Source organism: Paraprevotella xylaniphila YIT 11841 (assembly GCF_900683745.1).
Taxonomy (GTDB): Bacteria; Bacteroidota; Bacteroidia; order Bacteroidales; family Bacteroidaceae; genus Paraprevotella; species Paraprevotella xylaniphila.
In genome coordinates, this window is sequence record NZ_LR215980.1 from 3,108,277 (window position 1) to 3,131,709 (window position 23,433).

A 23,433-nucleotide genomic window follows, 5' to 3' on the forward strand; every position below is an offset into this window, starting at 1 on the left:
GTTTTGTTGCAGATCTATTACTCACAAAGGAACAAATGCAGATTACATATTGACGATATAACCAATTATTTATAAAAAAGACGCTCTTTTTTGACGTGTTTCTCCGGGATTCTCAGGGTTTATTTGTACCTTTACACCGAAGAGAATGTCTTTTATGGAAAAAGAAATGATTAACAGGCTGAAGATTGTGCTTGCCGAAGAACAAAAAAGCAGTAAGTGGCTGGCAGAACAATTAGGAAAAGACAGGGCTACTGTCTCCAAATGGGTGACGAATACCATGCAACCTGACGCAAGAAACCTCCTACGTATAGCAGAGGCTTTGAATATTGATGCAGGTAGACTGCTCAACCAAAAACATTTGAAGAAATGAAGGAAATAGATATTATCCAACAGATAAAGTCAGGTGAGGTCAGTAAGGTGCAGTTCAAAGAACGGCTCCTTGACAGCTACGACATCGGCTGCGAATTGGTGGCATTCAGTAATGCACGTGGTGGAACACTGGTCGTTGGTGTGAAGGACAAAACTGGCAGCGTCAATCCTTTGTCGTATCTGGAAGTACAGGAAACGACGAATACACTTGGCAACATCGCATCTGAGAATGTTGTTCCTGCCATCCTTGTTGATGTAGAAACTATTTCTGTGGATGACGGAAGCCTTGTTGTGGCTCATATTAAAGAAGGGGTGAATAAACCTTACCATGACAATCGTGGCATTGTGTGGGTGAAGAACGGTGCCGACAAGCGCAAAGTGTTCGATAATGCCGAGCTTGCCGAAATGATGACCGACTGCGGCAGTTTCTCGCCTGATGAAGCAGGAGTAAGAGATGCTACGATTAAGGACTTGGACGAGAATACCATCAAAACCTTCCTAAGCAACAAGTTTGAAAAAGTATTGGTGAGAAAAGGTCTGGTGGGCGATGCTTTACGCGAAGCCTCTTTAGATACTGTCTGCTCCGCTATCGCCAGTGGTCACGATGGAGAGAAGCTGTTGCGTAACCTACGCTTCATTCGTCCTGACGGAAAAATCACAGTGGCAGCAATGCTACTGTTTGGCAAGTATACCCAGCGTTGGCTTCCGGTAATGACAGCAAAGTGTATCTGCTTCGTTGGCAACAATCTTGGCGGTACGCAGTTCCGTGATAAGGTGAATGATGCCGACATTGAGGGCAATCTGCTTCATCAGTTTGAGACTATTATGGATTTCTTCACCCGAAACTTGCGCCATATACAGGTTGGGGATGAATTTAACTCGCAAGGTGTATTGGAGATTCCATACATCAGCCTTGTTGAGTTCACCGTAAATGCTTTAGTGCATCGCTCGCTGAATGCGACAGCCCCTATCCGTATATTCATCTTTGACGACAGGGTGGAGATACACAGTCCCGGAACACTCCCCAATGGACTTTCTGTAGATGATATTGTTGTGGGAACTTCTATGCCTCGTAATATGTTCCTTTTCACAAATGCCATTCATTTGCTCCCCTACACAGGAGCAGGTAGTGGTATGCTTCGTGCCTTGTCTGAGAATATGAATGTCTCGTTCACCAATAACGATAGGACGAATGAGTTTGTGATTACTATAAATAGGCCAGTAGGTAACCAAGTCAACGAGAAAAGTAACCAAGCTAGCAATAAAAGTAACCAAGTTAATGGCAACTTAGACACCAAACTTAGACACTTGGACACCAACCCTGACACTGGACTTGGACACTCTGACACAGACTTAGACACTAACTCTGACACTCTCAATGCTTACTTAGACACCAAGCATCCTAAAATAACAAATAAGCAAAAGGACATTGTAAACTTCTGTAGTGTGCCACGCAGCAGCAAGGAAATTCTTGATAGAATAGGAGTAACGAATCATAGCAAGAATAGACAAACATATATAATGTCACTTGTAGAGGCAGGTTATCTTGAAATGACCAATCCCGAGCATCCCAATGCAAGCAATCAAAAATATAGGAGGAGTAAAAAATGAACTCATATATATTTACCAACAGAAATGGCAATACACTGATGCACGAATTTGAAAGAGTTACAAACAAAGACAAACTGTACAATAGTCTCTAAAAACACAACGATATGGAATACGGAATAGTTTATCTTCTGACAAACCCTGTGATGCCAGGACTGGTAAAAATAGGCATGACCACACAGGAAGACATTGATAAACGGATGAAGGAACTATATACCACAGGAGTTCCCGTTCCGTTTGAGTGTAAATTTGCGTGCAAGGTCAAGAAAAGTGATTGTCTCAAAATTGAGAAAGCCCTTCATAAAGCCTTTGAACCTCAGCGCATCAATCAGAATCGTGAGTTCTTCCGTATCAACGTGGATCAGGCACAAGCCATCCTCGAACTTTTCCATCATGAAGATGTGACGGAAGAAGTGACAGATGAGATACAGAACGACCTCACTGATGAGGATAAAGCTGCCAGCACAAAAGCACAAGCAAAACGTCCACCGCTCAATTTCTACGAGATGGGATTGCAGAAAGGTGATATTCTCATCTGGAAAGATGATCCGTCAATTTCTGTCACCATTCGTTCAGAGCGCAAAGTGTGTTATCAAGGAGAAGAAACTTCTATTAGTGCACTTTCTGCTAAGCTAAAAGGCTACAAGGTCAAACATATACAGCCCACACCACACTGGCTTTTCAACGACCGTCTTCTAAGTGAAGTCTATGACGAAACGTATCCATTTGAAGAGTGAAGGCATACTATAGGCTGTTTCTAAGCCTACTCAAGAGTATATCAAGAGCATAAGAAAAGGAAGCAAAACAAAAAAAGATAAAAGAGACATTCAAAAAATTCTAATGTATTATGGCAACGTGGCAATGTACAGACATTATTATTAATGGATTACCTGTAAAAGCGCAGACTCCCCTCATTATTTCTGCAAGTAGGAGTACCGACATTCCGGCATTCTATGCTGATTGGTTTTTCCATCGTTTACAGAAAGGGTATTCAGCATGGACGAATCCGTTCAATGGCATAAAGTCGTATGTCTCGTATGAGAAAACTCGCTTCATTGTATTTTGGTCAAAGAATCCACTACCATTGTTGCCATATCTGCATATCCTCAAAGAGCGTAACATTAAGTGCTATGTTCAATATACCCTGAATGATTACGAACAGGAGAAGTTAGAGAAAGTACCTTCTCTTGCTAAACGCATAGAAACATTCAAGTTACTTGTTGAGCAACTTGGTAAGGGTGCTGTTATTTGGCGGTTTGACCCCATGATGCTGACAGATGACATATCTGTGGATGACTTGCTATGGAAAGTTCAGAATATTGGTGACCAACTAAAAGATTACACAGAAAAGTTGGTATTCAGCTATGCGGATATTATTATGTACAGGAAGGTGAAACATAATCTTGAAGTAAGTGGTATATCATACCATGAGTGGGATACAGGGCAAATGGAAGAGTTTGCTGACAAGCTATCTACTATGAATCGTGAACGCAGTTGGAACTTCCAACTTGCTACTTGTGGTGAGAAGATTGACATCTCAAAATATGGCATTCAGCATAATCGCTGCATAGATGGAGACCTTATCACTCGTTTGGCTTGGGACGACGAGGAACTGATGGACTTCATGAAAGTAAAGATAGAGAAAGTTCCTGCGCCAACGCTTTTTGGCGAGTCCCAATTGCCCCAAGGAGCAATACTTCTGCCTCATAACCATTACTTCATCAGTAAGCACAAGAAAGACCTGGGGCAGCGACCATTCTGCGAATGCATGGCCTCTAAGGACATTGGTGAATACAACACTTGTCCGCATCTTTGCGAATACTGTTATGCTAACACCACAAAACAATTGGCATTGCAAAATTGGAAACAGCATATAGAGAATAGATTTGCAGAAACAATAGCAGGAAGATAATTATGCCATACGCAGAAGATATAAAACAATGTAATAGTATTGATGACATTATTGATTATTGTCACAATGCTTTGCCCGAAGAATATAAGGGAAGACCTTGGACACATCCAGAGTTGAATCATGGCATAAATCTATTAGCAAGTGATGTGGCACTAAATTGTTATATGTCTGCATATGGAGATATGCATGTAACCAAGTGTCGTGCCGCAATGATGAATTTCCCATTTAACGATATTCAGGGAAGTATTGAGATAGTTGATTGGGGATGTGGTCAAGGCATAGGCTCTGCTACTATAATTGAAGTATTAAGACAGCGTAATTTATTTCAATGGCTACGTAAAATAACGCTTATTGAGCCTTCTCATAGTGCCATCGAACGCGCCAACGATAATATCCGAACTCTTACGCACGGCACAGTTGAAATAGATGTGAAGAATCTTTTTCTTCCAGCAAACGACATTGTTGAAGGAGAGACTCTTAATTCTATTGGATATAGATATAATAATATCATCCATGTTTTTTCTAATATCTTGGATGTAACTGCTATCGATTTGGGAATAGTTGCAAAGATGGTGGCATCTGCGCAAGGGAAACACTTTGTTCTATGTATTGGTCCCCAAAATGGTGCGGCGTATAGAATTGAGAAATTTTGTTCTGTTTTTGGAGAACAGAATTATTTCAGCCAGATAAATAGTGTACGTTATGCACGCACAAGGAGAACAGCACATCCCTATACATGCATGACAAGATGCTTTGAATACAATGGTGCAACAATTGACCTTAACAAATTAGCTTTGGTGGATGAAAGACATGAGGCAATATATAATGAATATGATTTACGTTTGCAGATACAGAATCATGTGTTATCATCTCAAAAAGCAAGAGTCGCATGGAGACTCGAAAATATTTTGTCTGTGGATGACATAATGTATATTGATGCAGCAGTAAACGAAGTGGCTGTAGATTTTATTATCGTTAGACCTAATAAGGGGATTCTTCTACTGAACATATTCGAGGAGAACCTTAATGAGTGTACATTATCAGAAGATAAAAAGGAAATAAATGTACATGGGCAACTATATCAATCTCCTATTGACCTTATAAACCTATGTCAATTGAGCATTAAGGATGGTATAGAAGAACTTTTGATGAGTACTATTGAAGATAATCGGAATTTTAGTCTTATCAAAAAGGCGGTTGTGTTCTCAGAAAACTCTATTGACGAAATAAAAAAATTCTTTGAATATCAGAATAACGTCTTTAATTTTACCTTTATCTTCGGTAAGGAGATTATTGAAAATAGAGATATATCACAAAATTTGTATACTACCATAGGTTTCTTATACAACAACAATGCTTTTGACGATGTTGTAAGAAGGAAATTGGCTAGGATGATATCTCCATCCTGGCATTCATATCAGGAAGGACGTATTGATATGCAACCTATTGGTGCACAGAAGCGACTATCGGAAAGTAGTATAACACAACAGAAAATAAGTGGTGTCGCTGGTTCTGGAAAGACTCAAGTACTTGCCTTTAGAGCAGTAAATGCCATGAAGCGTACTGGAGGTGATGTCTTAGTGTTGACATATAACATTACATTAGCCAATTACCTGAAGTTTAGGCTTTCCGAGATTCGGGAGGATTTCTCTTGGGAAAAAATAGACGTATATCCTTATCATCAATTCTTTAGAATACGTGCTGCAGAATGTCAGTTGCATGTTGAATTTAGCTCATATCAAAACGAAGCCTTCTTTGAAAATTCCAAAGGTCATAAGAAGTATTCTGCAATCTTTGTTGACGAGGTTCAGGACTATACTACGGAATGGCTTCGCATCATCATGCAGAATTTCCTTTTGGTGCCTAATGGTGAACTGGTAGTGTTTGGGGATCCCAAACAAAATGTATATCAACGACCTTTAGATGCAAATGGTGACATCCGCTTAGGTATTATTGGAGGACAATGGAATAGACAATTAACAACCAGTCGAAGATTTACTAATCCACGTCTTGCTAATCTTGCCACTGCATTTCAAACACAATTTATGGCAAATCTACCTACCGATGATATAGTTGCGGAGAATACCATATCAAATACGTTCAATTTCCAAATTGTAACTTATATTGATCTGAGACAAAACAATTCCATTGAATCCATAATAACTAATATAATCAATATCATTTCCAATGACAATAACGAAGCAAGAGATTTTGCTGTACTTGCTTCTTCAACAAAATTGCTTCGCAATATTGACATTCTTTATCGACAAAGAACAAACGAACAAACAGAAATAACATTTATTTCAAACGAAACCCTTGAATGGTTAAAGCAAATACATCAGGTTACTGATGAAAAGGCAGCCAATTGGAAATTTAATAGAGATTTTGAAGCTCTTGAACGAACAAGAAAGCAATTGTTTACGACAGACAAACGTTGTTTGAAAATATCTACCATACAAAGTTTCAAGGGCTGGGAATCTCCTTCCGTTATAGTTATTCTAGAGAATGACATTGTTTTGCATAATACGACATTTCGCCCAATGTCGCCACAAACGATATATACGGCGATAACTCGTGCAAGGGAAAACATGTATATAATTAACATTGGTAATGATACTTATCACAACTTCTTCTACAATCAGACATTATGAATAGTTTCACAACAATAGAAAAATACGCCATCATAAAAGTTCTTTCACACATTATGAAAGCAGATGGTATCATTCATCCAAAAGAGGAGAGATACATGGATAAAACATATAGTGATTTTTCCATAACAATCAATGATATAGAGGACATCTCCAATATTGATGATATACAAACTAAACTTATAATCAGTGGAATGACTGATGAGAATAAAATTCTAGCTAAGGTTCTATTCGTTGGGATGGCTGAAGCAGATGGAACAATACACCCTAGGGAAACAGAAATCATAAACCAATTTTTTATTTGACAGTATTTTTATTTGGTAACATGTCAATTATTGCATGAAGAAAAAGTAAAATGATTATAATAAACAACGTCATAATATAACTATGATGCTTTATTTATGTGGCATAACATACAATTACTCCCAATCCCATCGTATAAACGAACAAAAATATCAGCAAGACTTTCATCCAGAAGTCGGAAAACCAAACGCCCTCATTCCGTTTGAGGATTTTGCGCATATTGGATTCATGTTCGGTGATAAGTTTTGATTGTTCGGCACGGTGATTTGCCAATACCGAAATCCAACTTTCTACAGAATGGTCTATAAGTTGCTTAAGCTTTGCAAGTTGGTCAGGGGTAATAGTTGTTTTAAATTTCGTGTCTCGTTCTGCTTTCACAATGGCATTGCAGATGCCGTTGACAATATTGTCACAACTGCTAGCTGCCGCTTTGAGCGCACCCTCAATGTGACATTCGGCAGCGATAGCTTTCTCCAAATCCTCATTGAACTTTATCAGCGTTTCTTTTGCCTCTCTGATTTCTACGAGAAGTTTATCTACTTCTGATTTTTCAGCTTCAATTTGCTGGTTGATTTCAACCTTCTCCAGCATGTCGTTGACATTTATGGGCGAAGTGCCCCTTGATTTTCCTATACCCATATTTTTCTTTTTATAAAAGGTGAATTATCTGTGAAGTCCTTTTCTGCGTTTGCACATAGTATTTGCCATTCTTGCACAGCGGCGTGCCCATTCAAGTTCATCCTCGTCCTTGTCTCTTCCCCAGTCACCTGTGTCAGAGCCGCCACCACCACTTGAAACCGCTATGCTTGTGGCAGCATCCAAATACCCGGCAAAGAGTAAACGAGCCGTGTGTTGTATCTCTTCAATCTTAGCCAACGGATGAGCTTCCTCCAAAGAACATTCCTGCCTGATGATATTGTCAGCGACCTCGGGTATCTCCACATGGTAGCTGTGATATTCGTCTGTTGCTATATCATAGTGCCTTATAGCAGGCTGTGGAGCCATCTTGGGTTGTATAACAGAATCAGCATTGGTTGTCCGTGTTTGTTGGGGAATAGGCTTTGTCTGCTCAAACGTCCTTTCCTGCGGATGCAATTTTGCCCAAGTAGCTTCTATCTTTGATGGAGTCAGATTTCTCCCGATACCCAACACGGATGATTTATAATTTGAGTTACCCCGTTTGACTGAATAACCATAAACTTTTCCCTTATCATTTTCTTGTATGTGTACTTTGTACCCCCGTTTTGTCAGTTCCATTTTATATTGCCGCCAACTGAATTTGTCCATCGCACGAAGTATCTCCATACAACAGTTTGAGATTTCCTGCCTGTGCCGTATGCCGATTTCTTTGGGCTGTACCCATCCTCGTTTTTCGTTGATGATATTCGCAGCCATGACTGCCCTCTCACCAATCTTATGGCTATCATTTATTTTTCCATTCATATCCACACGGTTGGCATCAATATGCAGGTGGAGAATGCCACTTTTGGAATCACGATGCAAGGCAACGATGTACTGCGAACCTTTGAGATTGGTTCGTTTTGAGGAAGCCCGTTGGGTCTTTTCAGAAAGGTCTATGGAATCGAATACCCGGATGAACTCATCTGCCAAACGCGTCCAGTCATCCATTGTCCAGTTTCGGCTCTCTTCCTCGGATGGGGAAATTTCAATTCTTATCACGTTTCTGCCAAGAGGTCTGCCCTTGTTGATTTTCTCGGCAAACATCTTCTGCACGAGCATCATCCGACCGTACATCGCTTCCGGTGAAATGTCATCGGGTAACAGGTTGGCTTTGACTATATCTGCCCTGTCCTTGTTGACGGAGTATCTTATGGCATTTGCACCATGCGGAATGGTACTGGCTTTTGCTATCATAATAGGTAAGGATTTTTATTCTGTTAGGTAATTCTCGATCTGGCCCCAGCGGTTGATAAGCTGTGTAGCTGCTATCATCCATCGCTCTACAAAGCGTGTATCACTGAAATACAAGGCTCGTTTGTACGCTTGGATGGATTTCACGGCTGCCGCAATACGGATGAGGTCGCCTCTTGCATCCGTCAGGCTGTACAAGGCTTCTACCTCACGCTCAGACAGCCGTTGCCGAGGATGTTGCCCCAAAGCGGTACGCCGCACATAGTTGCTCATGGACAAACCGCAGGTTTTGGCAAGTTCTGCCGCCTTTGCATATTCCTGTTCCGTCACCCTGGCTTCAAGTCGCAGGGTACGCTTTATAACTTTCTTGTCATTTTCTTCGTCAACTTCATTGCTGATATTCTTTTTCTTCTTCATACTTCATTGTGTTATGAGTGAAACTTCTTTCTAAAATTGGACAGCACGGTGGGAGCTTGTGACTGCCGGAATACGCCTATGTAGTACGGATGAGCGTAGCGAATTTGTGCGACATAGGAACTTCTTGCAAGACCCCACACAAAAACAGAGGCTCCATTGCCATATCCAATATGACTATGTCTGGCTGTCTGCCAATATATCCTCACCGGATTCTTCCTCTCCCGCAAGCGGTGGAGAAACCGAAACAGAAGGGAAAGAAAAAGAGGACGAGAGTAGTTCCCCTTTGTCTGATATAACAGGTAATTTGTCTTCAAAGGAAAAATCAGTGTCAGAAATACAGCCCTCATTCATTACTTCTGATTGACTATAATCATTAGAATTGGAAACGTTTTCCTCCAGCGGGGGTGTTGGTAAAAGAGGCTTCGCATCATTGGATAGTGCGCCTGTATTCTCTCCTTCCTCTTGTCGGTTTTTGATTCGGACATAGAAAGGATTGTTTATACGATTGCCATTTTCCATCCATGCCGATATACATTTCAGGGTATGAACGCTTGTTCGGTTGCTCTGCGTAGATGCGACAATTCCCAACTGGTTCATCTTGTCAAGTACGCGGGATATGGTCTTTTTGTCATAGCCTAATTTGCAGGACAAATCCACTTCCGAAAGGATGGCTTGCCCCACTTGTAAGGTTGTGGAAAATCCTTTTATGGCATAGTCGTTTTCTTCCAACACAGCCGCTTCGATAAGTTGGTGCAGAATTTTCATGCGGTCAATGCCATACTTGCTCCCTGCCAGATATGCAAGTTGCTCTGACGAAAGCACTATACAATAATTCAAGTTTGTTTTCATCGTCTGTCAATTTTGAAGATGGTTTATAAATGGTGCAGCCAAAAGAGAAAGTCAGCGGTGCATTCCGCATCCTCTCTCCGGTATATAATACTCCTTGTCGTATGCGATGTGGTCAAGCACGTTTTGCAGTCTGTCAAGTTGTTGGCTGTCCAACACACGGATGGCGGCAATGGTAATGTTCTGTGACGCGATACGCCGGTGTTCACAATTCCGTTCCGACATACTTCCGTCCCCGTCGGCATGGACACTATGTAAGTAGGTGTTCACCGCTTCGGTCTGCTCCTTACTTGGAAAGGTGGAAGGGTAACGGTCTTGAACATACGTAACCATGTGGCTGACCGCATTTGCCAACAACGAGTCACGTTCTTGTAGTTGTTTGATAAGTTCTTCTTTTCTTATATTGTGATTTATATTGTCCCGTGTCCCAAGCATTTTTATAACTTTCTATTTTGCTTATTTCCTGTTTTTATTCTTTTTTCGAGGGCAAAAGGGACAAGGGGACATTAGTTTTTTCTTTTTCCCTTATTTTAAAATTAGAATGGCAATTCCTGTTCACTTGGCAGTGTCGCGCAGGAGTCTTCACTTGGAGCGTCCACTCTCACCCATGGGTATTTCGTCCGTCCTGTCTTGTCGCAATAGGCAGGATGCAGCCCCTTAACCTTCTCCTGTTCACTCCGTTTCCAATTTGGAATCTTGGACATCAGGCGGTTGATGTATTGCGAAGTGTATTTGGACGGATTTCGTCTGACCAAGTCATTGGGCAGTTCCTCTATAATCTGCCGGGCACAAACCATATTGAGTGAGGTCATTGTGGATTTTGGCTCTGAGTATGCTCCTTTCTGATAAGCCTGTCGTGTCGGAATCATCCAACTTGCATATTGGATGGGAACCTCACGTTCCAGATACATTTCTATGTCCTCTATAATAGGGTCAACAAGAATGTTGGAATGTTGCATCTGCACTTCGTTGGCCTCATTCTCCATGTCCGGCGACAAATAGAGTTTCATACCTTGCTTATAATATGTATATGCCTCTGCCCAAAGTTGAGGAACGGAACACTGCAAATCATCCAACCAATCTGACACATGACCGTTGCCTTTGACCGGGATAATCCACCATCGGCGGTTTTCATTGTCTCCTTGCAGAAAGTTCATTTCATTAGTAGTCGCTGCAAAGACATTGTGCCGCATGAACTCCACTACCTTGTGTCCATAAGCTGGACGCATATAATCACTGCAACGGCTTAGAAAAGCCTTGGCAGCTTCCGCATCATTCGCCCGTTTCAAACCATTAAGCTCACTGATTTCAATAATCCAGCCATTGGTTATGGTCTCCACTTTCTCTTTGTCACCGCTGGCAAAAGAGAACGAATCGTTGAACCATCTCCCGCTGATGGCTTTGAAAAAGGTGCTTTTACCGATACCTTGGGGACCGGGCAAGGTCAATACGTTGTCAAACTTGCAACCTGGATTGAATATTCTGGTTACAGCCGCCACAAACCAAAGTTTTGTCTGTTCCCGGACAAGCGGAGTGTCCTCGGCTCCAAGATAATCGATGATGGTTGTGGCTATGCGAGGTTGTCCGTCCCATGTCTCTTGTGTGATGAATTCCTGTACAGGATTGAAACTCCGTTCAGAAGAAGTGGTCTTCAGTATCTCAAATACCTTATTCTGCGTCAGACGTATTCTGTATGTCTTTTCCAGATAGTCCTGTATCTTTCCTGCCGATTCTTCATCAATTTTGTTACCATTGACATTGCGGAACAAAGGGCAGAAACACACATCGTCCTGACAGAAGGTATCGTACCTTATCTGACTAAGATTCTCATCCAGTGTGAAAATAAGCCGGAGATTACTGATGGAACGAACCGGATTTCCGTAACTGTCTGTTGCCAGATTCTTTTTCCAATTCTCTTCCATACCGCTATTCTTTGATATGGATGCCACCTGCTTCCTTTGCCAAAGACAGTGCAAGGTCTGCATCCACTACGATTTTTCGTCCTATCTGTGTGATAGCCTTGTCTATGATACCGCTTTTCTTAATGCGGTTTGCCGTGGGTACACTGCATCCGAACACACGGGAGATTCCTTCTATGCCATAGTAGTTGCCTTTGGATGCCACTTGGGGAGTGGCCGCTTCTGTACTCTCCACACTTTTGGTGATGAGAAAGCAAAGCTCCTCACCCGTCATCATGGCGATGGGCTTTTGGAGTAGTTGGGTAAAATTGAGTTTTTCTTCCATACCTTTACTTGTTTGGTGATTAAATACTTTAAGCCTCGGCTCAACTCTGTGAAACCGATTTCGCAAGCAAAGGTAGTGTATGAAACTCTGTGTGTTGGTCGGTTTATTTATACCTTAATTTAACCGACCGTATTACAACAGTTGTTTGCAAAGTAAAAACGGATAGCTGGATTTCCCAACTACCCGTTATTGGCAAAATAGTCCGTCCAACGGTCTATTATCCGTTTTGCTTTGGTGTAACTGCTTCCTCTTTGGGGTGAGTTCAAAGTAAGTTCCTTGATTTCCCCGTATCGCTTTTGCGGTATATCGTGCCCATAATGCCGTTGAGAGAACTGTTCTATGGCACGGTGGAATGTCATGTATCTTGTGGACGCTTTTATCTTGCCAGACTTTACCAATGATTGCAACAGATAGGCAAGACTTATGTCCTCTGTATTCTCTTCAAGAAACAAACGGATACCCTGCTTGATACGTTCCTTGCCGCCCCAAAGAATATCATCCAATGATTGTATCACCTTTCTATTGCCTCGCCTGCCTTTTACTTTTCGTAAGGCAAACATTACCTCCTTCCAGATTTCCGGGGTACAGTCTTCTATAGTATCTTCCCAGTCTGCTTTGGTTTCTGCGCCCATCTCTATACTTCTATTGGCAAGCATGGTAACACATGATTTCACCAAAAGTATATCGCCATGGTCAACCTCTTCACTGTTTGATAAACGGTTGAATAACTTGGTCATACGTAAAAGGCCGTGGTCAAATACCACGAAATAATACATACAATAAGCCAAATCCTTTTTCTTTTCCATTACACGGTCATACAGGTTAGCCATGAACCCACCAATGAATACTGCATGAGAGAGGAAAACAATTTGAGAGATATAGGTCAGAAACTGATAAACCATTTTCTTTTCCAACTTACTTAACAGAAAACAACCTTTGCTGTTTCTCATAAGCAAATCCAACTGTTCAGTCAAATAGGTTCTCATTTCCAATGGCAGATGGTTCCAAATTTCGATAGACGTTTCAGAATGAACCATCAACAGCCCGGACTTTGGAGTAGTAAGAAGTTCTACCATACCTGTTTTCACATTGATGCCTATCCACAAACGCTTGTTGGTTATACATCTGGCGATGGTCTCGGTATATTGGCCAGCCCATTGTTGGTTTGCAATGTCTGACACATCCTTGACGTTCACAAAATCAGAGAGCCAGTTATACATCATCAAGGCTTCGGGTGGAACGCAGTCACGCATCATCAGATACATATCCATTAAAACAGACATATTACCTTTAGCCACAGCATCCATGCGCTTACAAAAATCAGCATACACTTTCTTGTTATCCGATTTCCATGCACGGATAGCCATATCAGCCGTATCCTTCCTCTTGGAATAGGATTTTATCCTTTCTATGAAGTTTGTCATTGCATTACTAATAAAAGTTATTTGAATAGTTTAAGCAGTTCTTCTGTGGACATACTTGCCAACTTCGCCAATAACACATCCCTTTCAGAGGGATCCTCCAAGTTTAGTAGTTTTGAATTGTTCTGCATCTGTATATCAAGAGGATAATGCTCAATATAGATTTGAGTGATAGCATGATCAGAAGTTGAATGCCCCATGCTTTCAGAGATATAATCCATATCCACTCCGGCATTATGCAGATTAGTAGCAAACGAGTGTCGGCACCATGTGCCGGACGGACAGATGGCCTTATCCCAATTCAATGCCTCATGGCAAATCTTAATGACGCGGTCTTTCACGTTTGAGTTCTCTTGCATGGTGTATTTGCGGCGTAACTCTTCCGTTTCCGCTCCTTTTAATATATCGGGGAACACAAAACTATCCCGAGTCGGAGGTGCAGCTATCTCATCCAAGATATATCGTAAGGGAGGGATGATAGGGACTATTACCTCTGAACCGTCAGCACTCCGTCGGGATGTTTTCTTTCGATTGAAGCGGAAAGCCTTGCCATTTGTCTGATAATAATAACTATTATAGGTCAAGCGACTAGCATCAGCCATATTGAAACCGTTGCAAAGGTATTGGGCAAGAAATAATCCCAATGAATAATGCGCACGTTGCATATATTCTTCCGACCAATGTTCTGGGTATTTCTTTGAAACGAAAAGGTTGTATAGTTCCGTCATCTGATTCACGTTCAGGAAATTCTGTTTGCGCTTTGCACTCTTGGGAATGCTCACAAGCCCTTTCTCTTTTTTGTTGGAAAAAGGATAGGGCACATCTTTGAGGTAGCCTTCATGTACACACCTGTTCCATACGGCACGGCAACAACGCAAATAGATACCGGCCGTAGTGTCGCTGATTTTTCCGACAATCGCACCATTTTCGTCTTTTACCCCATTGTGCATACCATCCTTCCACTTCTGAAGTTCTGCCGCACAGATGCAGAAGCCTTTAATTGCATTTTCTCCAAGAATCTTTCTGAATGATTTGAGAGAACACTCATAACTCTCTGCCGTAGTGAAACGTGCTCCTTCATCTTCTGTACGCAACTCGTGAATGACTTGCTCCCATATACTAATAAAGGATTGTGATTGGGTTGTGCCCTCTTTGGATAGCACCACTTCTTCACCCATGATACATTGACGTACCATCTCAAATGTCAGGATGCCGCCTTTGTTCAGATTAATCAAGATTTCTTTGTACTTAGGGGCAATGGTATCTTTCCACTCCTTCTGAAATTTGTAGTTCTCGCTTTTACATTTCGTCGCATTGCAGATGTCCGAGAACTTTTTCTCAGTAAAAGAACTTCCAACTGTAAAGTAGAAGAACTTGCGGTCTATCGTGAAACGTAGGGATAAAGGGAACTCATACGCATTTTTCCTGCGGGTACGTGCATCCAGCACGATAGAGACAGAACAGTTACGCTCTTTGAAAAGTGGCAATGACTTGGTTAATTTTTCCATTGCATTCATTGTTTATGTTCAACATAACCTCTGAATACAGCCGCTTTGCAATGTGAGGCGTACATATACAAAACGCTGCATATAACCACTGAGCCTCTATCCTTTGACGGATAAAAACATTGTCGTTATATGCAGCGGTGCAATCTCGTTGTCTTCTGTCGCTGACTGGTAACCGGGCTTCTGCTAATCGGTCTCAACCCCTGAAGCAACTCTCACGTATTGTTTGAAATAGAGTATCTTCCGACTAATACTCCCTCTACGCTTCGATTCATCGGAATGGGATGACCCTCCCACGATGGTTAGGCAAACTCACTTTTCCTTTTTGGGGAAAGAGCACCTGTTGATCATGGCTTGCCATAAATGCATTGCATTTGCAAAGTTATAACATTATTCTGTAAATCAATATATAAATGGAAGACATTTGAGTTTATTTGACTGTGAAGTGTCGTTACACTAACAAAACTTCGGGTAAAGATGCTACAGGATTGCATGGAGCATCATAGAAATTCTATGTGTAAAACACGGTCAACTCAAACAGTTTGTTTACGCAAAGGCAAGAAAAAAGGAGTTACGAGATTCATAACTCCTTGATTTTTAAAGTGGACCAGCCTGGGCTTGAACCAGGGACCTCCAGATTATGAGTCTGTTGCTCTAACCAACTGAGCTACAAGTCCGAAACAACTTCTTTCTGAAATTGCATTGCAAAAGTAATATGATTTATTGAGATATGCAAACAATAAAGGTAAAAAATGGGGGGAAAGCTTTCAATATTGCCGGAACTATTGTATTTTCGCGTCGTGGAATGATGTATGAAACAGAAATCGTATATAATTAAAGGTAAAGATGAGTACAAAAGAGACAGATTGGTTGAGTGTCGGTTTGAATGACCGACAAGTGGAAGAGAGCCGTGCCCGTCATGGGAGCAATGAACTGACCCCACCGAAACGCCCTTCAATGTGGAGGCTTTATCTGGAGAAATTCCAGGATCCCGTAATACAGATATTGTTGGTAGCTGCCTTGCTGTCTTTTGTAGTCGCTTTTGTGGAAAATGAATTTGCAGAGACCATAGGAATCGTGTGTGCCATATTGTTGGCCACGGGCATCGGTTTTTATTTTGAGTACGATGCCGCCCGTAAATTTGATGTGTTGAATGCTTTGGGGAGCGAGGCCCTTGTGCGGGTTGTACGGAACGGACAGGTGTGTGAAGTTACACGCAAGGAGCTTGTGGTGGGAGACATCATCATGTTGGACACCGGAGACGAGATACCTGCCGATGCCGAGTTGTTGAAGGCTGAAAGTTTGCAGGTGAATGAATCGAATCTGACGGGAGAACCGGTTACGCGGAAAAGTACGGACCATTCGGATTTTGATAAAAATGCCCCGTATGCCACGAATCGATTGATGCGTGGCACGACCATTGTAGAGGGAAGTGCTGCGGCCCGTGTGATCGCTGTGGGCGACCATACGGAGATTGGCCAGGTAGCTCGCGAAGCGACCGTGCTGACCGGTGAAAAGACACCATTGAACAAGCAGTTGGACCGTTTGGCCGGTTTCATTAGTAAGATAGGGTATACTGTGGCATTCCTTACGTTTACGATATTTACGGTACATGGTTTGATGGAATATATTCCCAAGGTAGGTGTGTGGGGGAGTGAAAACTATTGGCATGTGTTTGGGATGGTGCTGAATAATTTCATGATGGCTGTGACGCTGATTGTCATGGCTGTTCCCGAGGGATTGCCGATGGCTGTGACGTTAAGTCTGGCATTGAATATGCGTCGTATGCTGAAGACCAATAATTTGGTACGTAAGATGCATGCTTGCGAGACGATGGGGGCCATTACGGTAATTTGTACGGACAAGACTGGCACATTGACACAAAATCGCATGACCGTGTCGCAAATGCTGATGCAAGATGAGAATTCGGCACTCTTGGATGAAGCTATCGCATGCAATACGACAGCCTTTTTAAATGAATCCCGTACGGAGGGGTTGGGAAATCCCACGGAAGTGGCTTTGTTGCTTTGGATGCAAGGGCGCGGCTCTGATTATATGAAGGTGCGCCAAGGAGTGGAAGAAGTGGCTCGTCTGCCTTTCTCTTCAGAGCGGAAATATATGGCTACGATAGTGGATTCCTCCGTGTTGGGACGAAAGATTGTATATGTGAAAGGGGCACCGGAAATCGTTTTGGGACTTTGCCGGGGTTTATCGGAAGAGCAAATTGCAGGGTATCACGTCCAACTGAAAGACTGGCAGATGCACGCTCAGCGTACTTTGTTGCTGGCTTATAAGGAAGTGGCGGATACGGAAGATGATTGTGCGGCTTTGGTACAATCCGGCGGGTTGACCTTGTTGGGCTTGGCAGCTATTAGTGACCCTGTGCGCCCGGAAGTGCCCCAAGCCGTGGAGAACTGCTTGAAGGCCGGAGTGCAAATCAAGGTCGTGACGGGCGACAGCACGGGTACCGCTGTGGAAATAGCCCGTCAAATCGGTTTGTGGAAAGAAGGGGATGACGAAAAGATGAATTGCATGCGGGGCGTTGACTTTGCTGCGTTGAGCGATGAAGAAGCCCTGCAACGTATCAAGGATTTGAAGGTGATGAGCCGTGCCCGTCCGTTGGACAAGCAACGGCTAGTGAAGTTGTTGCAGACGGAGGGAGAAGTCGTGGCTGTGACCGGCGATGGGACGAACGATGCTCCGGCGTTGAACTTTGCCCAAGTCGGCTTGTCGATGGGGTCGGGGACTTCGGTGGCCAAGGAAGCCAGTGACATTACATTGCTTGATGATTCGTTCCGTAGTATTGTCACGGCTGTCATGTGGGGGCGTTCGTTGTATAAGAATATCCAACGTTTTGTCATGTTCCAGTTGACTATTAATTTCACCGCTTTGTTGGTCGTGCTTATCGGTGCGTTCATGGGAACGACTCTTCCGTTGACCGTTACCCAAATGTTGTGGGTGAATATCATCATGGACACTTTTGCGGCTTTGGCTTTGGCATCGTTGCCGGCTGACCCGAACGTGATGAATGAGAGGCCTCGTCCTGTAGGGCAATTCATTATCACCCGTCCGATATGGACGTCGATATTGGGTTATGGGATGGCCTTTGTCGGGTTCTTGTTGGCCATGCTTCTCCGTATAGAAACCACGGGAGGAATGGATGTGTATGAACTGACCGTGTTTTTCACATTCTTTGTCTTGTTGCAGTTCTGGAATTTGTTGAATGCAAAGACCTATTCTACGACAGATTCGGCTTTCAAGCATCTTTCCCGGTGCGTCGGCGTGTTGACCGTATTATGCCTTATCCTGTGTGGCCAGTGGTTGATTGTACAGTTCGGCGGACCGGTATTCCGCACTGTACCTTTGGCGGCCGGGGACTGGGGAATATTGCTTGCTGTAAGCTCTTTTGTATTATGGGTCGGAGAGGCAGGCCGTTTCTTCAAACGGCTTTGCCGGAAAAAAGCAGAATGAAATGGATAAACGGATAAAAAATATTATTTTCGATTTCGGCGGTATTATCGTGGATTTGGACAAGCAGGCAGCGGTTCATGCTTTTGAGGCGTTGGGTTTTGAAGCCCGTGCTTATATCAATGATTATGTGCAGGACGGAGTGTTTGCCTTGATGGAAACCGGAGATATGTCACCGGATGAGTTTTGCACTTATGTGCGGAAGAAAGTCGGGGCAGATGTGAAAGATGAAGAAATCTTTCGGGCTTGGAATAAGATGTTGGTCGGGATTCCGGCTCGTCGCATGCAAACCATCCGTAATCTGCGGACGGATTACCGCACTTATATGCTCAGCAACACGAATGCTATGCACTGGGCATATTCATGCCGTGAATTGATGGCTTCTACGGGGCTGGAGATGGAAGATTGTTTCGACCGCATATTCCTATCCTTCCAGATGCATCTGGCCAAACCGGACGAACGGATATTCCGTAAGGTGTTGTCGGAAGCCGGGTTGAAGCCGGAAGAGACATTGTTTGTCGATGACTCTTCCGAAAATTGCAGGACGGCAGAGAGTTTGGGTATACAGGTGTTCCATTCCCGGCAGCCGGAAGATTGGTTCGGTTTGTTGGAGTAATGACGAAGGAGAATGAAGTTTATCACGCTTACTGACCCCTTGCCTTATCAGGCTTGTGTCGCCACGATTGGTTTTTTCGATGGCGTGCACCGGGGGCATCGCTTTTTGATACGGCAGTTGACCCGTTATGCCGTCGGGCACGATTTGGCTTCTTTGCTGGTCACTTTCCGTACGCATCCGCGTCAAGTCATGCAAGCCGCTTATCAGCCTCAGTTGCTGACCACGTATGACGAGAAATGCGGGCAGTTGGCTACGACGGGAGCGGATTATTGCCTGACGTTGGATTTCACCACGGCATTGGCAGCTTTGTCGGCCCGTCGCTTTATGGCTGAAATACTGAAAGAGAAGTTATCTGTAAAGGTCCTGGTTATCGGATACGACCATCGTTTCGGACATGACCGTTCGGAGGGATTTGCGGAATATGTGGAATATGGACGGGAATTGGGGATGGAAGTCGTTCGTGCGGACGCCTTTGCCATGAGCGAGGTGAACGTAAGTTCGTCTATGGTCAGGGCTTGTCTGGCCGAAGGCGAGGTAGGAATAGCGGCACGTTGCCTGACTCGCCCGTACGAAATTACGGGGCGTGTGGTTCATGGTTTCCACGTAGGGCATGAACTGGGCTTTCCTACGGCGAATATACAGGTAGAGGATTCACAGAAGCTGATTCCGAAAAACGGTGTATATGCCGTTTGGGTCAAAGGAAAAATAGGAGGAGAGGAACACGTTTGGGGCGGAATGTTGAATATCGGTCTTCGGCCGACGATGGAAAACGGTGAGAATCGCACCATAGAAGTACATTTGTTGGATTTTGCCGGGGACTTGTACGGTTGTCGTTTGACGTTGAGTTTCGTCAGGCGTTTGAGAGATGAAAGGAAGTTCAGGAATAAAGGGGAATTGGTTCATCAGCTTCGCGAGGATGAGGCTATGGTGAGAATGATTTTAAACAAGGAGCAATAGCTTGGAAAGGAGATGGGTATGAAACGTACGATTTGTCTGGTGATTATTTTTTTGTTGGCCCAGGTTTTGTCTTCCTTGGTAGTCTTGTTCTTTTTCAATCTTTCGGATTTGCTTCACGAAGGGCGTTTGGATGTGAACGCATTGGCAGCTTCTCCATCGGCCTTGGGGATTTCTCTGTTATTAAACGGGGTTGTGGTATGGGCGGTGATGACTTTGTTGAGATGGACAGACCGTAAAAGTTTCCGTTTCGGGCAAATAAAATGGCCGGTATACGCCGGTGTGGTCTTATGGATGTTGCCCGTCATTTTTATTGTGAACCTGTTATTGGAGACTTTGACATTAGAGGACTTGAATAAGGATGTATTTGCCACGCTTGTGTATAACCCTTGGGGAGTTTTGGCCATTGTTTTAGTCGGGCCTGTTACCGAGGAACTGGTGTTCCGGATGGGAATCCAGCGGCATCTTATCCGGCACAGGATGCGTCCGTGGATGGCCATTTTGCTTTCAGCCTTGATATTCGGAGTCATACATGGCAATCCTGCACAAATACCGGGAGCTGTAGTTTTTGGTTGGGTTTTGGGTTGGTTGTATTGGCGGTCGGGAACGATCTGGATTCCGGTGGCGGCACATGTCTTCAATAATTTTGTGGGTGTTGCCATGATTTGGTGTACAGGAGATTCGGATACGACTTTGGTGGAGTTGTGCGGCGGGGCCGTCGCAGCTTCCGTTTGGGCTTTGGCAGCTGCGGTTTGCGGATATGTGGGTTACCGTTATTTGGACAAGGTGTTCAGTTAGGAAAGGGGTAAATATTAATCCTGTTTATACTAAAAGAAATCAGGATGCACAGCTAAGGAAAAGGCAGTGCGTCCTGATTTCTTTTGGTATAAACCTGTTGGTTACTGGTTCTTTTTCTTCATCACGATGGCATCAATAACCGCTACGGCCGTGATGTTCACGATGTCGCGTACGGAACTTTCGAAGTCGGTGAAATGAATCGGTTTGTTCAATCCCATCTGAATAGGGCCTATCATTTCAATTTCGTCTCCATTCAGGGCCTGGAGTAACTGGTAACCGGCATTGGCCGAACTCAGGTTCGGGAATACCAAGGTGTTGACCTCCTTGCCCTGTAGGCGAGTGAACGGGTACTTACGGTCGCGAAGTTCATTGTTCATGGCGAAGTTCACCTGCATCTCCCCGTCGATGGGTAGGTTCGGGTAGTTCTCCTGCATATACTCTACGGCTTTATGGATGCTGGCTGGGCTTCCGCATGTGTCCGTCCCGAAATTGGAATAGGACAACATGGCGATGACCGGTTCGTGATTGAAGAAACGCACGGTCTTTTCGGATAGCCGTGCAATGTCTATCATCGTTTCCGTGTCGGGATGGCGGTTGATAAGCGTGTCTGCCAGGAAGTACGTACCTTTCTTACTGTTCATGATGTGCATGGTACCGAAATGGTTGTATTCCGGTTGTATGCCGATGACTTCTTTGGCAACCTTGATGGTGTTGGAGTATTTGGTATACACGCCCGTGATGAATGCGTCCGCTTCGCCAGTCTCTACCATCATCATGCCGAAATAGTTACGCTCGAACATCTTGTCGTTGGCTTCCTCGAATGTATAACCTTCGCGGGCTTTCTTCTCGGCCAATATCTTGGCATAACGTTCGCGGCGTTCAGCTTCGCGGTCGTGGCGCAGGTTAACGATTTCGATGCCTTCCAGGCTGAGGTCGAGTTCTTTCGCCAATTTCTCGATACGCTCGTCGTTACCCAACAGGATAGGATGGCAGATGCCTTCAGCCTTGGCCTCTACGGCGGCTTTCAGCATGTTGGGATGGATACCCTCGGCAAACACTACGCGTTGGGGATTGCGGCGGGCCGTATCTCTCAACTGGCGGGTCAGTTTCGACTCATATCCCATCAGTTCCTTCAAGTGGAGGGTGTAAGCGTCCCAGTTTTCGATGGGCTTGCGGGCCACTCCGCTTTCCATGGCGGCTTTGGCCACAGCCATGGACACCTCGGTGATGAGGCGCGGGTCTACCGGTTTCGGAATGAAATATGAAGGGCCGAAGGTGAGGTTGTTCACGTGGTAAGCCTCGTTCACTACGTCCGGCACGGGTTGTTTGGCAATGCCTGCGATAGCCCGTACGGCGGCCAGTTTCATTTCTTCGTTGATGGCCGTGGCGCCGGTATCTAACGCGCCACGGAAGATATAAGGGAATCCGATGACGTTGTTAATCTGGTTCGGGTAGTCGGAACGTCCAGTAGCCATCAACACGTCGGGACGCGAATCCATGGCATCCTCATACGAGATTTCGGGTACCGGGTTAGCCAATGCAAACACGATGGGTGACGGAGCCATGCTGCGTACCATGTCCTTGCTCAACACATTGCCGCGTGACAAACCAAGGAATACGTCGGCACCCTTGATGGCTTCTTCCAACGTATGGATGTCCGTACGACTGGTGGCGAAGTAACGCTTCTGCTCGTTCAGGTCGGTACGGTCTTTTGAAATCACACCCTTGCTGTCCAACATGACGATGTTTTCCAACCGTGCGCCGAGCGATACATACAGTTTTGTGCATGATACGGCCGAAGCCCCGGCTCCGTTCACAACGATTCTCACGTCTTCGATTTTCTTTCCTGCCACTTCCAACGCATTCAACAGTCCGGCACTGGAGATGATGGCCGTACCGTGTTGGTCGTCGTGCATGACGGGGATGTCGAGTTCTTCTTTCAAGCGGCGTTCGATTTCAAAGCATTCGGGTGCCTTAATGTCTTCCAGATTGATGCCGCCGAAAGTCGGGGCAATAGCTTTTACGGCCTGAATGAACTTTTCGGGGTCTTTTTCGTTTACCTCGATGTCAAACACATCAATGCCTGAGTATATCTTGAAAAGTAGTCCTTTTCCTTCCATTACCGGTTTGCCGGCCAATGCACCGATGTCGCCCAATCCGAGGACAGCAGTACCATTGGAAATTACGGCTACAAGATTTCCTTTGGCTGTATAGCGGTAGGCATCCTGCGGGTTCTTTTCTATTTCGAGACAGGGTTCTGCCACGCCGGGCGAATAAGCCAGTGAAAGGTCCGTTTGTGTACTGTGGGGCTTGGTAGGCACCACTTCGATTTTTCCAGGCTTGCCTTGTTCATGATAGCGCAAAGCCATTTCTTTGGTTATTTTTGCCATTTTGTTATGATTTGGAATATATTCTTTCGCTAATACCGGACAAAGATACTAATAAAATTATA

The 23,433-nt window shown here is 44.1% G+C and carries 20 protein-coding genes and 1 tRNA gene; 10 read left to right on the top strand and 11 right to left on the bottom strand.

The features are described 5' to 3' along the window. The first annotated feature begins 154 nt into the window (after positions 1-154). From E0E47_RS12970 to E0E47_RS12995, 6 genes are all read left to right on the top strand, one after another. On the top strand, positions 155-370 hold the full coding sequence (locus E0E47_RS12970; RefSeq protein ID WP_008767280.1) for a helix-turn-helix transcriptional regulator: 216 nt from the start codon (positions 155-157) through the stop codon (positions 368-370). After that, complete coding sequence (locus tag E0E47_RS12975; RefSeq protein WP_130893911.1) at positions 367-1,980, top strand: RNA-binding domain-containing protein; 1,614 nt, start codon at positions 367-369, stop codon at positions 1,978-1,980. The genes E0E47_RS12970 and E0E47_RS12975 overlap by 4 nt, the downstream gene beginning before the upstream one ends. Positions 1,981-2,084: 104 nt before the next feature. Then, positions 2,085-2,714 (top strand): GIY-YIG nuclease family protein, encoded by a 630-nt coding sequence (locus E0E47_RS12980; RefSeq protein ID WP_118363594.1) that lies wholly within the window; start codon positions 2,085-2,087, stop codon positions 2,712-2,714. Between the two features lie 110 nt (positions 2,715-2,824). Further along, complete coding sequence (locus E0E47_RS12985) at positions 2,825-3,889, top strand: DUF1848 domain-containing protein (protein WP_130893912.1); 1,065 nt, start codon at positions 2,825-2,827, stop codon at positions 3,887-3,889. A 2-nt stretch (positions 3,890-3,891) separates the two neighbouring features. Further along, complete coding sequence (locus E0E47_RS12990) at positions 3,892-6,540, top strand: AAA family ATPase (protein ID WP_130893913.1); 2,649 nt, start codon at positions 3,892-3,894, stop codon at positions 6,538-6,540. Further along, complete coding sequence (locus E0E47_RS12995; RefSeq protein WP_130893914.1) at positions 6,537-6,842, top strand: tellurite resistance TerB family protein; 306 nt, start codon at positions 6,537-6,539, stop codon at positions 6,840-6,842. Before E0E47_RS12990 ends, E0E47_RS12995 begins: the two co-directional genes overlap by 4 nt. A 94-nt stretch (positions 6,843-6,936) precedes the next feature. Here E0E47_RS12995 and E0E47_RS13000 read toward each other — a convergent pair whose 3' ends face one another. The 10 genes from E0E47_RS13000 to E0E47_RS13045 all read right to left on the bottom strand — a co-directional run bounded on the left by E0E47_RS13000 (position 6,937) and on the right by E0E47_RS13045 (position 15,822). Then, positions 6,937-7,479 (bottom strand): hypothetical protein, encoded by a 543-nt coding sequence (locus E0E47_RS13000; protein WP_130893915.1) that lies wholly within the window; start codon positions 7,477-7,479, stop codon positions 6,937-6,939. A 24-nt stretch (positions 7,480-7,503) separates the two neighbouring features. Next, complete coding sequence (locus tag E0E47_RS13005) at positions 7,504-8,715, bottom strand: relaxase/mobilization nuclease domain-containing protein (RefSeq protein ID WP_130893916.1); 1,212 nt, start codon at positions 8,713-8,715, stop codon at positions 7,504-7,506. A gap of 15 nt (positions 8,716-8,730) precedes the next feature. Continuing rightward, positions 8,731-9,129: a plasmid mobilization protein gene (locus E0E47_RS13010; protein ID WP_130893917.1), complete on the bottom strand. Its 399-nt coding sequence runs from the start codon at positions 9,127-9,129 to the stop codon at positions 8,731-8,733. 174 nt (positions 9,130-9,303) lie between these two features. After that, positions 9,304-9,978, bottom strand: coding sequence for a hypothetical protein (locus E0E47_RS13015; protein WP_130893918.1), 675 nt, complete (start codon positions 9,976-9,978; stop codon positions 9,304-9,306). Positions 9,979-10,029: 51 nt separating this feature from the next. Further along, positions 10,030-10,377 (bottom strand): hypothetical protein, encoded by a 348-nt coding sequence (locus tag E0E47_RS13020; RefSeq protein WP_130894384.1) that lies wholly within the window; start codon positions 10,375-10,377, stop codon positions 10,030-10,032. A 134-nt stretch (positions 10,378-10,511) separates the two neighbouring features. Further along, positions 10,512-11,897, bottom strand: coding sequence for a virulence-associated E family protein (locus tag E0E47_RS13025; protein WP_172604711.1), 1,386 nt, complete (start codon positions 11,895-11,897; stop codon positions 10,512-10,514). Between the two features lie 4 nt (positions 11,898-11,901). Further along, positions 11,902-12,219, bottom strand: coding sequence for a DUF3853 family protein (locus tag E0E47_RS13030; protein WP_130893920.1), 318 nt, complete (start codon positions 12,217-12,219; stop codon positions 11,902-11,904). Between the two features lie 179 nt (positions 12,220-12,398). Next, positions 12,399-13,643, bottom strand: a complete 1,245-nt coding sequence (locus E0E47_RS13035) for a DUF6043 family protein (protein WP_130893921.1) — start codon at positions 13,641-13,643, stop codon at positions 12,399-12,401. Between the two features lie 17 nt (positions 13,644-13,660). Then, positions 13,661-15,148 carry a tyrosine-type recombinase/integrase gene (locus E0E47_RS13040; RefSeq protein ID WP_172604712.1) on the bottom strand — a complete coding sequence of 496 codons (1,488 nt, stop codon included), beginning with the start codon at positions 15,146-15,148 and terminating at the stop codon, positions 13,661-13,663. A gap of 600 nt (positions 15,149-15,748) precedes the next feature. Then, positions 15,749-15,822: transfer RNA gene (locus tag E0E47_RS13045), tRNA-Ile, on the bottom strand. A 169-nt stretch (positions 15,823-15,991) separates the two neighbouring features. Between E0E47_RS13045 and E0E47_RS13050 the strand changes: the two genes are divergently transcribed. From E0E47_RS13050 to E0E47_RS13065, 4 genes are read left to right on the top strand one after another with little or no spacing between them, the layout of a single operon-like run. After that, a complete protein-coding gene (locus E0E47_RS13050; RefSeq protein WP_130893922.1) occupies positions 15,992-18,616 on the top strand; it encodes a calcium-translocating P-type ATPase, PMCA-type in 2,625 nt (874 codons plus the stop codon). A gap of 1 nt (position 18,617) precedes the next feature. Next, positions 18,618-19,229: an HAD family hydrolase gene (locus E0E47_RS13055; RefSeq protein WP_008627184.1), complete on the top strand. Its 612-nt coding sequence runs from the start codon at positions 18,618-18,620 to the stop codon at positions 19,227-19,229. A 12-nt stretch (positions 19,230-19,241) separates the two neighbouring features. Then, entirely contained in the window at positions 19,242-20,186 is a 945-nt protein-coding gene (gene ribF, locus E0E47_RS13060) for a riboflavin biosynthesis protein RibF (protein ID WP_130893923.1), read from the top strand. An 18-nt stretch (positions 20,187-20,204) separates the two neighbouring features. After that, positions 20,205-20,981: a CPBP family intramembrane glutamic endopeptidase gene (locus E0E47_RS13065; RefSeq protein ID WP_040602831.1), complete on the top strand. Its 777-nt coding sequence runs from the start codon at positions 20,205-20,207 to the stop codon at positions 20,979-20,981. 101 nt (positions 20,982-21,082) lie between these two features. Here the strand turns inward: E0E47_RS13065 and E0E47_RS13070 are convergent, their stop codons facing one another. Further along, complete coding sequence (locus tag E0E47_RS13070; RefSeq protein WP_130893924.1) at positions 21,083-23,371, bottom strand: NADP-dependent malic enzyme; 2,289 nt, start codon at positions 23,369-23,371, stop codon at positions 21,083-21,085. Positions 23,372-23,433 lie beyond the last annotated feature (62 nt).

What these genes read in the sequence shown, in the direction of transcription:
- E0E47_RS13050 (WP_130893922.1), top strand. Translation starts at nt 15,992, where the DNA reads ATGAGTACAAAAGAGACAGATTGGTTGAGTGTCGGTTTGAATGACCGA.
- E0E47_RS13000 (WP_130893915.1), bottom strand. Translation starts at nt 7,479, where the DNA reads ATGGGTATAGGAAAATCAAGGGGCACTTCGCCCATAAATGTCAACGAC.
- E0E47_RS13055 (WP_008627184.1), top strand. Translation starts at nt 18,618, where the DNA reads ATGGATAAACGGATAAAAAATATTATTTTCGATTTCGGCGGTATTATC.
- E0E47_RS12995 (WP_130893914.1), top strand. Translation starts at nt 6,537, where the DNA reads ATGAATAGTTTCACAACAATAGAAAAATACGCCATCATAAAAGTTCTT.
- E0E47_RS13040 (WP_172604712.1), bottom strand. Translation starts at nt 15,148, where the DNA reads ATGGAAAAATTAACCAAGTCATTGCCACTTTTCAAAGAGCGTAACTGT.
- E0E47_RS12980 (WP_118363594.1), top strand. Translation starts at nt 2,085, where the DNA reads ATGGAATACGGAATAGTTTATCTTCTGACAAACCCTGTGATGCCAGGA.
- E0E47_RS12990 (WP_130893913.1), top strand. Translation starts at nt 3,892, where the DNA reads ATGCCATACGCAGAAGATATAAAACAATGTAATAGTATTGATGACATT.
- E0E47_RS13035 (WP_130893921.1), bottom strand. Translation starts at nt 13,643, where the DNA reads ATGACAAACTTCATAGAAAGGATAAAATCCTATTCCAAGAGGAAGGAT.
- E0E47_RS13025 (WP_172604711.1), bottom strand. Translation starts at nt 11,897, where the DNA reads ATGGAAGAGAATTGGAAAAAGAATCTGGCAACAGACAGTTACGGAAAT.
- E0E47_RS13005 (WP_130893916.1), bottom strand. Translation starts at nt 8,715, where the DNA reads ATGATAGCAAAAGCCAGTACCATTCCGCATGGTGCAAATGCCATAAGA.
- E0E47_RS12975 (WP_130893911.1), top strand. Translation starts at nt 367, where the DNA reads ATGAAGGAAATAGATATTATCCAACAGATAAAGTCAGGTGAGGTCAGT.
- E0E47_RS13015 (WP_130893918.1), bottom strand. Translation starts at nt 9,978, where the DNA reads ATGAAAACAAACTTGAATTATTGTATAGTGCTTTCGTCAGAGCAACTT.
- E0E47_RS12970 (WP_008767280.1), top strand. Translation starts at nt 155, where the DNA reads ATGGAAAAAGAAATGATTAACAGGCTGAAGATTGTGCTTGCCGAAGAA.
- E0E47_RS13030 (WP_130893920.1), bottom strand. Translation starts at nt 12,219, where the DNA reads ATGGAAGAAAAACTCAATTTTACCCAACTACTCCAAAAGCCCATCGCC.
- ribF (WP_130893923.1), top strand. Translation starts at nt 19,242, where the DNA reads ATGAAGTTTATCACGCTTACTGACCCCTTGCCTTATCAGGCTTGTGTC.
- E0E47_RS13070 (WP_130893924.1), bottom strand. Translation starts at nt 23,371, where the DNA reads ATGGCAAAAATAACCAAAGAAATGGCTTTGCGCTATCATGAACAAGGC.
- E0E47_RS13065 (WP_040602831.1), top strand. Translation starts at nt 20,205, where the DNA reads ATGAAACGTACGATTTGTCTGGTGATTATTTTTTTGTTGGCCCAGGTT.
- E0E47_RS12985 (WP_130893912.1), top strand. Translation starts at nt 2,825, where the DNA reads ATGGCAACGTGGCAATGTACAGACATTATTATTAATGGATTACCTGTA.
- E0E47_RS13010 (WP_130893917.1), bottom strand. Translation starts at nt 9,129, where the DNA reads ATGAAGAAGAAAAAGAATATCAGCAATGAAGTTGACGAAGAAAATGAC.